Source organism: Mycobacterium sp. P4_H6, assembly GCF_056400845.1.
Genome location: NZ_JBFUKN010000021.1, coordinates 1 through 12,627 on the forward strand (window position 1 = coordinate 1; position 12,627 = coordinate 12,627).

Annotated in this window: 18 protein-coding genes; 10 read left to right on the forward strand and 8 right to left on the reverse strand. The window is 66.5% G+C overall.

Features of this window, described 5'->3' with window-relative positions; genetic code table 11:
- On the reverse strand, nt 1-778 hold a 778-nt coding region (locus tag AC1DTF_RS11095; protein ID WP_477474100.1), incomplete at its 3' end, for an SDR family oxidoreductase.
- Between the two features lie 104 nt (nt 779-882).
- Here AC1DTF_RS11095 and dapB point away from each other — a divergent pair.
- The 4 genes from dapB (at nt 883) to AC1DTF_RS11115 (ending at nt 3,057) form a co-directional block, all read left to right on the forward strand.
- A complete protein-coding gene (dapB, locus tag AC1DTF_RS11100) occupies nt 883-1,620 on the forward strand; it encodes a 4-hydroxy-tetrahydrodipicolinate reductase (RefSeq protein ID WP_057168724.1) in 738 nt (245 codons plus the stop codon).
- Nucleotides 1,617-2,087, forward strand: coding sequence for a hypothetical protein (locus AC1DTF_RS11105; RefSeq protein ID WP_477474101.1), 471 nt, complete (start codon nt 1,617-1,619; stop codon nt 2,085-2,087). Before dapB ends, AC1DTF_RS11105 begins: the two co-directional genes overlap by 4 nt.
- Before the next feature lie 44 nt (nt 2,088-2,131).
- The gene (locus AC1DTF_RS11110; protein ID WP_477474153.1) at nt 2,132-2,533 is read left to right on the forward strand and encodes a flavodoxin family protein; all 402 of its coding nucleotides are present in this window, start codon (nt 2,132-2,134) and stop codon (nt 2,531-2,533) included.
- A 71-nt stretch (nt 2,534-2,604) separates the two neighbouring features.
- Nucleotides 2,605-3,057: a hypothetical protein gene (locus tag AC1DTF_RS11115; RefSeq protein WP_057168726.1), complete on the forward strand. Its 453-nt coding sequence runs from the start codon at nt 2,605-2,607 to the stop codon at nt 3,055-3,057.
- Here the strand turns inward: AC1DTF_RS11115 and AC1DTF_RS11120 are convergent, their stop codons facing one another.
- Nucleotides 3,058-3,795, reverse strand: a complete 738-nt coding sequence (locus AC1DTF_RS11120) for a dienelactone hydrolase family protein (protein WP_477474102.1) — start codon at nt 3,793-3,795, stop codon at nt 3,058-3,060. It lies immediately after the preceding gene.
- 138 nt (nt 3,796-3,933) lie between these two features.
- Between AC1DTF_RS11120 and AC1DTF_RS11125 the strand changes: the two genes are divergently transcribed.
- The 6 genes from AC1DTF_RS11125 to AC1DTF_RS11150 all read left to right on the forward strand — a co-directional run bounded on the left by AC1DTF_RS11125 (nt 3,934) and on the right by AC1DTF_RS11150 (nt 9,288).
- Nucleotides 3,934-4,734, forward strand: coding sequence for a thymidylate synthase (locus AC1DTF_RS11125; RefSeq protein WP_057168728.1), 801 nt, complete (start codon nt 3,934-3,936; stop codon nt 4,732-4,734).
- On the forward strand, nt 4,731-5,198 hold the full coding sequence (locus AC1DTF_RS11130) for a dihydrofolate reductase (RefSeq protein ID WP_477474103.1): 468 nt from the start codon (nt 4,731-4,733) through the stop codon (nt 5,196-5,198). The genes AC1DTF_RS11125 and AC1DTF_RS11130 overlap by 4 nt, the downstream gene beginning before the upstream one ends.
- 43 nt (nt 5,199-5,241) lie before the next feature.
- Nucleotides 5,242-6,450 carry a winged helix-turn-helix domain-containing protein gene (locus tag AC1DTF_RS11135; protein WP_477474104.1) on the forward strand — a complete coding sequence of 403 codons (1,209 nt, stop codon included), beginning with the start codon at nt 5,242-5,244 and terminating at the stop codon, nt 6,448-6,450.
- A gap of 3 nt (nt 6,451-6,453) precedes the next feature.
- On the forward strand, nt 6,454-7,359 hold the full coding sequence (locus AC1DTF_RS11140; RefSeq protein ID WP_477474105.1) for a haloalkane dehalogenase: 906 nt from the start codon (nt 6,454-6,456) through the stop codon (nt 7,357-7,359).
- A gap of 32 nt (nt 7,360-7,391) precedes the next feature.
- Complete coding sequence (locus AC1DTF_RS11145) at nt 7,392-8,483, forward strand: GGDEF domain-containing protein (RefSeq protein ID WP_477474106.1); 1,092 nt, start codon at nt 7,392-7,394, stop codon at nt 8,481-8,483.
- An 82-nt stretch (nt 8,484-8,565) separates the two neighbouring features.
- Nucleotides 8,566-9,288 (forward strand): SDR family oxidoreductase, encoded by a 723-nt coding sequence (locus AC1DTF_RS11150; RefSeq protein ID WP_477474107.1) that lies wholly within the window; start codon nt 8,566-8,568, stop codon nt 9,286-9,288.
- A gap of 89 nt (nt 9,289-9,377) precedes the next feature.
- Here AC1DTF_RS11150 and AC1DTF_RS11155 read toward each other — a convergent pair whose 3' ends face one another.
- The 6 genes from AC1DTF_RS11155 to AC1DTF_RS11180 form a co-directional block, all read right to left on the reverse strand.
- On the reverse strand, nt 9,378-9,683 hold the full coding sequence (locus AC1DTF_RS11155) for an SCO4402 family protein (protein WP_477474108.1): 306 nt from the start codon (nt 9,681-9,683) through the stop codon (nt 9,378-9,380).
- A 9-nt stretch (nt 9,684-9,692) separates the two neighbouring features.
- The gene (locus tag AC1DTF_RS11160; RefSeq protein WP_477474109.1) at nt 9,693-10,055 is read right to left on the reverse strand and encodes a hypothetical protein; all 363 of its coding nucleotides are present in this window, start codon (nt 10,053-10,055) and stop codon (nt 9,693-9,695) included.
- Nucleotides 10,052-11,305, reverse strand: a complete 1,254-nt coding sequence (locus AC1DTF_RS11165) for a WXG100-like domain-containing protein (RefSeq protein ID WP_477474110.1) — start codon at nt 11,303-11,305, stop codon at nt 10,052-10,054. Before AC1DTF_RS11165 ends, AC1DTF_RS11160 begins: the two co-directional genes overlap by 4 nt.
- Nucleotides 11,302-11,586 (reverse strand): WXG100 family type VII secretion target, encoded by a 285-nt coding sequence (locus AC1DTF_RS11170; protein WP_477474111.1) that lies wholly within the window; start codon nt 11,584-11,586, stop codon nt 11,302-11,304. The genes AC1DTF_RS11165 and AC1DTF_RS11170 overlap by 4 nt, the downstream gene beginning before the upstream one ends.
- Nucleotides 11,586-11,900, reverse strand: coding sequence for a WXG100 family type VII secretion target (locus tag AC1DTF_RS11175; RefSeq protein ID WP_477474112.1), 315 nt, complete (start codon nt 11,898-11,900; stop codon nt 11,586-11,588). Before AC1DTF_RS11175 ends, AC1DTF_RS11170 begins: the two co-directional genes overlap by 1 nt.
- A 74-nt stretch (nt 11,901-11,974) precedes the next feature.
- Nucleotides 11,975-12,544 carry a tRNA-specific adenosine deaminase gene (locus tag AC1DTF_RS11180; protein WP_477474113.1) on the reverse strand — a complete coding sequence of 190 codons (570 nt, stop codon included), beginning with the start codon at nt 12,542-12,544 and terminating at the stop codon, nt 11,975-11,977.
- Nucleotides 12,545-12,627: the final 83 nt, after the last annotated feature.

Genomic DNA, 12,627 nt, shown 5'->3' on the forward strand with positions numbered 1-12,627 from the left:
GTGCGAGGGCCTTGCGGGGTGCGATGCGGATCGGTCTGGTCCGGGCGGCGGTCACCAGCCAGTCGGCGGCCTCGTCTGCGCTCAGTGCGGCGATACCGTCGTAGGCGCGGGTGGGGGCGATCATCGGGGTGGCCACCAGCGGGTAGTACACCGTGGTGGAATGCACGCCTGCGTGCCCCCATTCGGTGTCGATGACACGACTGACGGCACTGAGCGCCGCCTTGGATGCGTTGTAGGCGGCGAACATCGGTGAGGATTCCGGCAGCACCCGCCAGGTCGCGATGTTGATGATGTGACCATCGCCGCGGTCGATCATCCCCGGGACCACGCCCCGGATGAGTCGCAGCGGCGCGTAGTAGTTCAGTGCCATCACGCGCTCGATATCGTGCCAGCGGTCCAGCGATTCGAGCAGCGGCCTGCGGATGGACCGCGCCGCGTTGTTGATCAGGATGTCTACCGTGCCAACGGCTTTCACCAGCTCGTCCACCTGTGCCAGGTCGGACAGGTCGGCCGGGATTGCGGTGGCGGTGCCGCCGCGGGCGGTGATCTGTCCGACCACCTCGGCGAGCAGATTCTCCCGGCGCGCGACCGCGGTGACATGCGCGCCCTGTGCGGCGAGTTTGTGCGCCGCGACCGCCCCGATACCCGAGGACGCGCCGGTCAGCAGGATGCGTCGGCCGCGCAGGTCCACCGGATTGCGGTCGGGCCATCGGGGCAGGGGGCGCATGCCGGCCAGCCGCAGGGCCCGTCTGACGTCGGCCACCTTCCCTGCGGTCATCCAGATGTTCCGATCTGCCGCAGCGGGTGATGCCCGAACAGTAGACGAGCAGTACGGGGCGGGGAGCCGGATGCGCCGAATCCCGCCGCAGTAGGCTGCCAGCCATGCGAGTTGCAGTGTTGGGTGCCAAGGGCAAGGTCGGCGCCACCATGGTCAAGGCCGTTCAGGACGCCCCCGATCTGGAGTTGTCGGCGCAGGTCGACGCCGGTGATCCGTTGTCGATGCTGACCGACAGCGGTACCGAGGTCGTCATCGACTTCACCCATCCCGATGTGGTGATGGACAACCTGAACTTCCTGATCGAGAACGGCATTCATGCGGTGGTGGGCACCACCGGGTTCACCGACGAGCGCCTCACCCAGATCCACATCTGGCTGTCGGCGCGGCCCGACGTCGCGGTGCTGATCGCCCCCAACTTCGCCATCGGCGCCGTGCTGACCATGCATTTCGCCAAGCAAGCCGCTCGCCATTTCGAATCCGTCGAGGTGATCGAGCTGCACCACCCGCACAAGGCCGACGCCCCGTCCGGTACCGCGGCACGCACCGCCAAGCTGATCGCGGAGGCGCGAAAAGGCTTGCCGCCCAATCCCGATGCCACCAGCACCGGACTCGACGGTGCACGCGGCGCGGACGTCGACGGTATCCCGGTGCACTCCATCCGGCTGTCCGGGCTCATCGCGCACCAGGAGGTGCTGTTCGGCACCGAAGGGGAGACGCTGACCATCCGGCACGACAGCCTGGACCGCACGTCCTTCGTGCCCGGAGTGCTGCTCGGGGTGCGCAAGGTGGCCGAACGGCCCGGTCTCACCATCGGGATTGAGCCGCTGCTCGACCTGTCATGAACGACGGCGCGCGCACACTGCGTATCCAGCTGCTGATCGGGTTCATGTGTGTCGCGCTGCTGGTCTACTTCCTGATGCTGGGCCGAACGGCACTGGCGTTCATCGGCTCTGGCGAGCCGGCCGCGATCGGTCTGGGCGTGGCGCTGCTGGCGCTGCCGATCATCGGCCTGTGGGCGATGCTGGCCACGCTGCGGGCCGGGCTGGCGCATCAGCGTCTGGTCCGGCTGGCGCGCGAGGCCGATATGGATCTCGACGTCAGCGATCTGCCGCGCAGGCCGTCGGGCCGGATCGAGCGCGACGCCGCCGACGCGTTGTTCGAGAAGACGCGCGACGAGCTGGAAGCCGATCGGGACAACTGGGTGCGCTGGTACCGGCTGGCTCGGGCCTACGACTATGCCGGTGATCGCAGCCGGGCGCGCGAGACGATGCGCACCGCCGTCGAGACGGAACGCGCGGGCCGCAGGTGAGGCTGCTCGTGGTGCATCACACGCCGTCGCCGCACTGCCAGGAGATGTTCGAAGCCGTCATCGCCGGCGCCACCGACCCTGAGATCGAGGGGGTGGAGGTCATCCGCCGCCCGGCGCTCACGGTATCGCCGGCGGAGATGCTCGGGGCCGACGGTTACCTGCTGGGCTCTCCGGTCAATCTCGGCTACATCTCCGGCGCACTCAAACACGCTTTCGACGGGGCCTACTACCAGTTGCTGGACAGCACCCGAGGCCGGCCGTTCGGGCTGTACCTGCACGGCAACGAGGGCGCCGAAGGCGCCGAGCGGGCGGTCGACGGCATCACCGCCGGGCTGGGCTGGGTGCAGGCAGTCGAGCATGTAGTGGTCTCCGGCAAACCCACCAAGGCCGACCTGGAGGCATGCTGGAATCTCGGTGCCACCGTTGCCGCGCAGCTGATGCAGTGAGGCGGGTCTCAGGGACCCAACCAGGTGGCACACTGGCCGCGACGCTGACGTAACGACGACAGGGGGAACACATGCCGGGAATCGCCGAACTCGCGCTGGGGGCGGCGCCGATCGCCGGCGGCGCGATGCTGGGTGTGATCGCGGGCAACCTGAAACCGCCGGACGTGCGGGGGTTGATCGCCAAGGACATGGATCTGCTCGAACGCCTCCCGGCGGACCAGCCAGAACGCCGCGCCCGGTTGCAGGCGAGCATCGATCAGCGCATCGACGAGCTGATCACCGCCGGTGAACGCAGCCGCGAACTGCGCGATGCGGCGCTGTCCTACCGCGGGAACTGGCGCGACATCGTGCTGTTCCTGTGCGCGGTGCTGTTCACCATCGTCTGGTGGAACGTCAGTCACGCCCGGACGAACTGGCTGGTGATGTTCATCGCGATGATTCTGTTGTCGGCAGCCACCGGCATCTACGCGGGCCGCGGGATCGCGCGCGCGATTCGCACCTTCCTGCACCGCGACGACGCGTAGTCAGCTCAGCGTGCTGCCGAACACCTGGCTCATCGCCTCCCAGTGCTGCCGGGCCGCCGCCTCGTCATAAGGCAGGTTGTCCGGCACCGCGAAACCATGTGCGGCGGAATAGAACTCGATGGTGTGATCGACTCCGGCCTCGGTGAGCGCCGCCTCCAGGATCAGCGAGTGCTCGACGGTGAACGAAGTATCGTCGCGGGCGCCGCCCACGTAGACCCTGGCCTTGATCTTGTCGGCGAGCAGGTGCGGGCTGCCCGGATCGTCGGCGGCCAGGCCGCCGCCGTGAAACGACATCGCGGCCGCCACCCGGTCGGGGACCCGCCCGGCGACCACCAGGGAGGTCYGTCCGCCCATGCAGTACCCAGTGGTGCCGAACGTGTCGCCGGAGACGTCGGGACGGGACTGCAGATAGTCGAAGAATTCGGTCGCGTCGGCGGCCATGATGTCCGGGGTGACCTTGGCGATCATCCCGAACAGCCGCTTGCGTTCCTCGTCATCGCCGAACACCGAACCCATGTCGAACGGCGCCCACCCGGCGTCGCGGTAGTAGACGTCGGGAACCAGCACGACGTAGCCGTACCCGGCCAGCTGGGCGGCCATCTCGTCGAAGGTGTCCCGGACACCGCCGGCGTCGGGGTACATCACCACTGCGGGCCAGGGCCCGTCCCCGTCGGGCGTCGCGACGGTGACCCGGCATGCGCCGTCGGCGGTGGTGATGGTGTCTGTGGTGGTGGGCATAGGTCCGTTCTACCCCACGGCGCTCAACGTCGGTCACGCAATGTCACCCTGACAGCGTCGCCGTGGATATATATGCCTGGCGCCGCTCCCAGCGCGACATTGCGATCGAGAACGCGCGGTCCGACGTAAGCTGACCGTGTGCCGATTGCGACCCCTTATGAGGATCTGCTGCGCCTGGTGATGGACCGGGGGACCCCGAAATCCGATCGCACCGGCACGGGGACCCGCAGCCTGTTCGGTCATCAGCTGCGCTACGACCTGACGGCCGGTTTTCCGCTGATCACCACCAAGAAGGTGCACACCAAGTCGATCGTCTACGAGCTGCTGTGGTTCCTGCGCGGCGATTCGAACGTGCGCTGGCTGCAGGAGCGCGGGGTCACGATTTGGGACGAATGGGCCTCCGACACAGGCGATCTGGGTCCGGTGTACGGAGTACAGTGGCGATCCTGGCCGACACCGTCTGGCGAGCACATCGATCAGATCAGCGCCTCGCTCGAACTGCTGAAGCGCGACCCCGACAGCCGCCGCAACATCGTCTCGGCCTGGAACGTCGGCGAGATCCCGCAGATGGCGCTGCCCCCGTGCCACGCGTTTTTCCAGTTTTACGTCGCCGACGGCAAGCTGTCCTGTCAGCTGTACCAGCGCAGCGCGGACCTGTTCCTCGGCGTGCCGTTCAATATCGCGAGCTACGCGCTGCTGACCCATATGATGGCGGCCCAGGCCGGCCTGGAGGTCGGCGAGTTCGTCTGGACCGGCGGGGACTGCCACATCTACGACAACCACGTCGACCAGGTGCAGCTGCAGCTGTCCCGCGATCCGCGGCCTTACCCCGAACTCGTTCTGGCGCCGCGAGATTCGATCTTCGACTACACCTATGAGGACATCGCCATCGTGAACTACGACCCGCACCCGGGCATCAAGGCCCCGGTGGCGGTATGAGATTGATCTGGGCGCAGTCGACCTCAGGGGTGATCGGGCGGAACAACGGCATTCCGTGGCGGCTGCCGGAGGACCAGGCCCGCTTCAAGGAGCTGACGACGGGCCAGACCGTGGTCATGGGCAGGCTGACCTGGGAGTCGCTGCCGCTCAAGGTGCGCCCGCTGCCCGGCCGCCGCAACGTGGTGGTCTCGCGGGATCCCGATTACCGCGCCGACGGGGCGGACGTGGTGACGGAACTGCCCGCGTCGCGGGACATCTGGGTGATCGGCGGCGCGCAACTCTATGCGCTGGCGCTGCCGCTGGCCGACCGCTGCGAGATCACCGAGGTCGACATCGACCTTCCGCGCGATGACGACGACGCGACCGCACCCGTGCTCGACGAAACCTGGGTGGGCACCGAGGGGGACTGGTTGACCAGCGACTCGGGCCTGCGATACCGGTTCAGCAGCTACCTGCGGACCTGACCGCGCCGACCGGTTTGTCGGTGCCGTAGGGAACGATGGCGGCGTGCCTACTCTGACCTCCGCGCAGGCCCGGCGGGTCGCCGTCGCCGCCCAGGGCTTCCACGAGCCCAAGCCGGGCGTGTTGACCCGCGGACACCTGAAACGCCTCATTTCCAGGATTCAGGTGCTGCAACTGGATTCGGTCTCGGTCGCGGTGCGCGCCCACTACGCGCCGGTGTTCAGCCGGCTGGGCCCCTATGACCGCGAGGTGCTGGACCGGGCGGCGTGGACGCACACCGCCAGGGCGCCCCGCCTGCTGGTCGAGTACTGGGCGCATGAGGCCGCACTGATGGCCGTCGACGACTGGCCGCTGCTGCGGTGGCGGATGGCCGAGTACGAACACGGCCGCTGGGGCACCGAGATCGTCAAGCGCAACGCCCGGCTGGCCGAGAACATCGTCAACGCGATCGCCGAGCTGGGCCCGTCCACCGCGGGGCAGATCGAGGCGCATCTGGAGGCCGAACCCCGGGGCCGCAAAGGTCCGTGGTGGGACCGCAGCGACACCAAGTGGGTGGCCGAAGCGCTGTGGTCCGCAGGCGTGCTCACCACCGCGACGCGCGTCGGGTTCGCCCGGCACTACGACCTCACAGAACGCGTCCTGCCCCCGGAGGTGCTGGCCCGCACGGTCTCCGACGAGGAGGCGGTGCGCGAGCTGATCCTGCGGGCCGCCGGCGCGCTGGGGGTGGGCACCGAACCGGATCTGCGTGACTATTTCCGGCTCAACCCCAAACAGAGCAAGCCCGCGGTCGCCGCACTGGTGGCCGAGGGCGAGTTGGAGCCGGTCGAGGTGGCGGGCTGGAATGCCCTGGCCTACCTGCGTGCCGGGCAGAAGGTGCCCCGCCGCGACCGGGGCACGGCGCTGCTGTGCCCGTTCGATCCGCTGGTCTTCTTCCGGCCCCGGATGGAGCGCCTGTTCGACGGGTTCCACTATCGGATAGAGATCTACACGCCGGCCCACAAACGCCAATTCGGTTACTACGTGTGGCCTTTCCTGCTCGATGGCGAACTCGTGGGTCGCGTCGACCTCAAGCGCGCCGACGGGGAGCTCCACGTGGTGGGCGCGTTCACCGAGGACGGTCGGGATCGGTCCCGGGTGGCCGCGGGGATGGCCGCCGAACTGCGATCGATGGCCGGGTGGCTGGGCCTGCAGGACGTGGTGGTCGGTGATCGCGGCGATTTGGTGACCGAACTGCGGGCGGCCTTGGTTAGCTGAGCCATGGACGTTCTGCGCACCCCCGACGACCGCTTCGCCGATCTGCCGGACTTTCCGTTCGCGCCGCACTACGTGGAGGTGGACGGGCTGCGGGTGCATCACCTCGACGAGGGTCCCGCCGATGCGCCGGTGGTGCTGTTGCTGCACGGCGAGCCGTCCTGGAGCTATCTGTACCGCTGGATGATCCCGGTGCTCGTCGATGCCGGACTGCGCGCGGTGGCGATCGATCTCATCGGATTCGGGCGCAGCGACAAACCCGCGGCACGGGAGGACTACACCTATCAGTCGCATGTCGACTGGACCTGGGCGGCCATCGAGGCGATCGGGCTCACCGACATCACCCTGGTCTGCCAGGACTGGGGCGGGCTCATCGGGTTACGCCTGGTCGGCGAGCACCCGGAGCGCTTCGCCGGGGTGGTGGCCGCCAACACCACCCTGCCGACGGGCGACCAGCATCCCGGTGAGGCGTTCCTGGCCTGGCAGCGCTTCAGCCAGGAGACGCCGGAGTTCCCGGTCGGCGCCATCGTCAACGGCGGCTGCGTATCCGAGCTGTCGGCCGAGGTGATCGCGGCCTACGACGCGCCGTTCCCGGACGACACCTTCAAGGCCGGCGCGCGTCAGTTCCCGACGCTGGTGCCGACCAGCCCCGACGACCCGGCCGCCGGTCCCAACCGGGCTGCCTGGGAGGGGCTGCGGCGGTTCGACCGGCCGTTCCTGTGTGCATTCTCCGACGCGGACCCGATCACCCGCGGCGCTGATGCGCCGCTGCGAAAACTCATCCCCGGCGCCGCCGGGCAGGCCCATGTCACGATCGACGGCGGCGGCCACTTCCTGCAGGAGGACAAGGGCCGCGAACTCGCCGGCGTGGTGGCCGACTTCGTCCACCGCGGGGAGCCTGGTACGGGGTGACGGATACGTAAATAACGGGCAGACTGTTCCAGATGGCGGGGCGGGGCGGCCGATGGTGGCAACAGGCCGACCAATTCCATTGGTTCAGCGTCTACCTGCAGGACCGCGGTCTGGACCTGCCGTGGCGGCTGGCCACCTTCGTGTTCACCCTGCTATTCGCCGCGGTGCCGGTGGTGATGCTGACCAGTCCCTACGGGCCCGACACGGCGCCGACACGTGCCGCGGCAATCGTGGCATCGGTGTGTGGCCTGGCGGTGAGCTCCATCTGGTTGGTCGGCTGGCCCACCCGCAGACAGTCGCTGATCTATCACGCGGTGTGCTGCCTGTCGATCGCCGCGGGCACCTTGACGCTGTCGACCTCCTACGGCGCCCTGATGGGCTGCGCGATGTTCGCGGCCATCGGCGGCCTGCTCGCCTACTTCCATGCGCTGGTGCACGTGTTCGCCAACTTCGCCGTGGCGGTGGTCTGCGCGGTGGTCGCGGCCACCCGGTTGTTCGCCGACACAGGTGACCCCGCGGTCGTGGTGGCGTCGCTGCTGCTGGTGCTGGGACTCAATCTCGGGGTGCCGTTCGGCATCCATGCGCTCGTGCATTCGTTGCACACGGAGTTGCGGTCATCGGACTTCGACCCGCTGACCGGGCTGCCCAACCGCCGGTCCTTCTACAACTCCGTGCACGAGATGCTCCTGGCGCGCCGCGGCGAACACACCGAGCTGAACGTGACGATGATCGACATCGATGACTTCAAGCGGCTCAACGACACCAGGGGACACGCGGCCGGTGATGAAGCGCTGGTCGGCATCGGTGCGGTGCTGATCCAGAACTGCGGTGCGGAGGCGGTCGTGGGGCGCCTGGGCGGCGAGGAGTTCATCATCGCCGACACGGCGAGTGCCGAGCGCCACGCCGAGACCGTCGAACGGATCCGGCTCGGGATTGCCGCGCTGCCCGTGCACATCACCGCCAGCCTGGGCACCTGCGGCACGGTGATCGGCCCCGGCGCCACGGCGGATCCACCGGAATTCCTCGACCAGCTCATCCGGGCGGCCGATCTGGCGATGTACCGCTCGAAACGCGCAGGTGGAAACCGGATACACCGCAGCGACGCGACCGCCGCCTCACCGTGACCTTAAAGATCTCTTATTTTTCTTAAATTGGGTGTACCGTGAGCCGAGTACGTGACGTGACGGCCTGGTGAAAGGACCCAACATGCACGAACCACAGATCGCCCTGGTGACCAGCGCATCGCGCGGAATCGGCGCGGAGGTCGCACACCAGCTCGCCCATCCGGGCACCCATGTGATCGTCAACTACCGGGAGAAGGCGGGCCGGGCACATGCGGTGGCCGACGCCATCCGGGAGGCCGGGGGACACGCCTCCGCGGTGGCCGCCGACATCTCCGACCAGTTGGCCGCCGAGGCGATGATCGCCGGCATCCGGCAGCGCTTCGGCCGGCTGGACACCTTGGTGCTCAACGCGTCCGGTGGCCTGGAGCGTGACGCCGAGCCCGGTTACGCCATGCGGCTCAACCGCGATGCGCAGCGGCGCCTGGTCGCGCTGGCGTTGCCGCTGATGCCGGCCGGTGCCCGCGTCGTGTTCGTCACCAGCCACCAGGCGCACTTCTACCCGCACAAGGCGGTGCCGATGGGGTACGCCCCGATCGCGGCGAGCATGCGTGCGGGCGAAACCGCGATGTACGGCATGCGTTACGAATTCGCCCGGCGGGGAATCCATTTCACGGTTGTCTCCGGTGACATGATCGACGGCACGAACGTGCTGACCCGGCTCCATGGCCCGGCGCTCGAACCGCGCCGCAGCACACCGCTGCCCTCGACCGACGAGTTCGCGGCCGCCATCGCCGGGGCTGCAAACTCTCAGTACCACCCGGGCATCGTCTACGTGGGCGGCTCGGAGTACCTGCGCACGGCGTAGGCGGCAACGGCTTACTTCGCAAGCGAATTCAGGTCACTAAGTCGTTCGCCTTCATGGCGGACAGAGCAGATGCTGCGGCAGCTACGACCTCATTCCACCGCGGATCGGACAAGTACTGCTGGTCGGACGCGTCGCGGAGGTCGTCCGAGAAGCCGTTCCAGATCAGTCAACAGCTCGATCTCAGATTCGTTGAGGAGTAGGACGCCAAGCCTCGCTTTCGGATCAGGTAGGACCATGTCGTACAGGGTGTTGACGTTCAATGTCAGGGCATCGTAGAAACCTTCACGAGGGTATTCGCGTGCTATCCAGACTCGCTGCTGATATTCACGGTCAGCCAATGCGGCTAGAGCAGTCGTGGTCTGCTGCCTCATCGCGGGGAACTTCACCTCCGGCATGACTGCTTATCAGTTACGAACAATTTCCACCTCGTCGGGCCGCGGCCAACGAGTAGGCATGGTGTCGGTTATCCATGCGTACTCGACTCCTGATACACGCCCTTGGGAGATCCAGATGATCACTTCGCCCTGATACTCGGCGCTGCTGGGCACGAACGCGCGCGCCGGGAATGGTCCGTCGGCAAATTCGTTGGCGGCCGGTGACGCTGGTGTCTTGATGTCGAGAATCCAGGCAGTTTGAGGCGCCATCACTGCTTCAGGCAGACCGGCAAGTAAATTGTCAGTCCCAGGCAGACCTGACTCCGCGATGATCGATGAAATTATTGCCGCTACATCAGGCGAGATGCTGCGCCAGTTCTGCGTGTCAGTCATGGAATGAATGCCGTACCTATCTTGATGGTGCCGTTGTCAACGAATCCGCGAACGGTGACCTGTTCTCCTGAAACAGTAATGATCTCTTCGAACTGTCCCGACTGGGGCACTTTGCCCTGTAGCGCATCCAGCATTTCCCGGACGGCTTCCTCGCGTCCGCCGGTTCTCTCCACCACGCCGTCCAGTTTGTGCTTCGGTGCAAAAGTGTGATCGAGCCGCTCTGGGCGGGTATTGAAATCGAACGAACTGTCAGGCTTGGCGGCGGGGGGTGGTTTGGGCTCTTCGTCTTTCCTTTTTCGCCCCAGATTCTTGATGCGCTCCAACTGCTTACGGATCTTCGCGATATCCGCGACCTTCTTCACGCCTCCTGCGATGTTCTTCGCGATTTTCCAGGATGCAACCGCCAGCCCGATGGTCGTCGCGAATTTGGTGATCGTGTGGGCGGCTTTTGCCGTGGCGGCCACGGCACCGAAGCCGGCGGAGACCAGCGAGGCAGCGATCCCGATCAGGACGGTCGTGGCCAGCTCTTCAGCCAAGTCTTCGAGGATGCCCTCAATATTGCTGCGCAATTCGTCCAACGCGGATTTGTAGTCCTTGCAGGACTGCGAAAGTTCTGCGCAGCCGTCCAGGACCGAGCTGGTGGCATCTTTGAGTTCCCGCAGATCCCTCGCGATGTACTCGATTTCGGGCGATGTCGTGTCGCTGAACCTCTGAGCGTTCACCTCCAGGGCTTCGACGACCGTCTTTGTCTGGTAGACGGTCGCCAACCGGTCCCATGCTTGCGCGGCCTTATCGATTTTGTCGGTGTCGCCGTCGGGCACCGGCACACCGATCTGGTCGGCCAACCCGATGGCGTTGTCGATCAGACCTTTCCCGGGGCCGCCCGCCGACGGTGGCGCAGACAGCACGCCCGCGACGCTGACTGGTTCGGCCGGTTTGACTGGCGGGGCACCTGCGCCCGGAGTCGCGTTGTGCTCAGCAACTGCGTGGTTGTACCCGGCTTGAATGACGACGCCGCCGTAGTTCTCCAACGCAAGGGTCRGGTCATTGACGGCTCCGAGCACTTCCACGACGCGCGCGTCATACGACGCTGCCCAGGCGGTGCCGGAATCATCGCTGCCAGCCATGGCTCCGGTTTGACCGAGGATGGTGACGTTCGCCTGAAAGGCGTCGTATAGGTCGCCGGCCAATTCGAACAGACGGTTACCGACGCCGTAGAAGGTCTCGGGATCTACGTCTTGGACAGTCACGAGAGCATCTCGACATTGAGTCGTGCGGCGTCAACGTAGTTGTGGTGCGCAGTGTGCGCCGCCTGGCGAAGCTCCATCACCGCCTCCCGCATTTGAGTCGCGGCAGCGATCCACTCGTCATGCCGCCCGCGGTGAGCGGTCGCGGCGTCGCCCGACCAGCTTGTGTGTAGATCGGCTACCTGGCTGTCGACCCGAGCAGCGATGGCTTCGGCGCGCTTTCCGAACGACTCCAGTTTGTCGACGAAGGCCAATAGTTCGTCGAGTTCGACCCGATAGCGCATCAGAGCCCCATCTGTCGGGCCGTCGCGGCGACGGACTCAGACGAGGCGGTGTCTTGCTCCTGGTAGCGGACCGCAGCTTCGGCGAGCAGGCTCGCCGACTCGGCAAGCGATTCGACAAGCTTCGAAGCACCCTCTTGCCATTCCTGGAACAACGGCGAGTATGCGGACGCGGCGGCGCCAGACCATCCGCGTGAGACGTTCGCCCAGTCACGCGACAGCTCAGACACGCCTTCGCGCAGTTCCTCGGCGTCCGTGCTCATGGAATGTGAAGTATTGAAGGCAGCATCCGTATCGACCTCGAGGTGACCAGCCATAGATCCAGCCTAAGGCCGCCTGCCGGCCTGCCTCGGCATCAATTTCGGCCGGCGTCGCGTCCTCCAGGCCGCATTCAACTCAACGGAATGTCGTTGTCACCCTTGGTGTCCTGATACCGCTGCGACAAAGCGGCGTAGCGCTCGGTGATCCGCTGCTGCCGGGCGCGCAAGTCCGCATCGTCCTCGGCGTCGACCAGTGCAGGGATGGAGTACGCCGTCCAGAAGGCGTTGCTGCGGCGGTAACCGCCGGGCTCCAGTCCGAACACCTCACGCAGGATGCGCAGATCGTGCGGGATGGCGAAACTGTCCCGGGAATCCTCGTGGCTGAAGAAGTAGTAGAAGTTGTCGAATCCCGCCCAGGTGATCGCGGACATGCACATGGTGCAGGGCTCATGGGTGGAGAGGAACAGCAGATCCGAGGTCGGCGGGCGCCCGGGGAGTTCATAGAACTGTGTGAGGGTGTGCACCTCGCCGTGCCACAACGGATTGGTGGTCTCGTCATTGGTGCCGGCGAGCACCAGCGACAGGTCGGATTTGCGCAGGATCGCGGCCCCGAACACCTTGTTGCCCGCGGCCACGCCGGTCTCGGTTAGCGGCAGAATGTCGAGGTCGATGACATCGAGCAGGCGGCGGGGGAGGCTCATGCGGCACCCTAACCCCGCGGCAGGGGCCGCGCAGTGCGGCGGCGATGCATAAACCACTGGTACTACCGGGTAATCTGACGCCC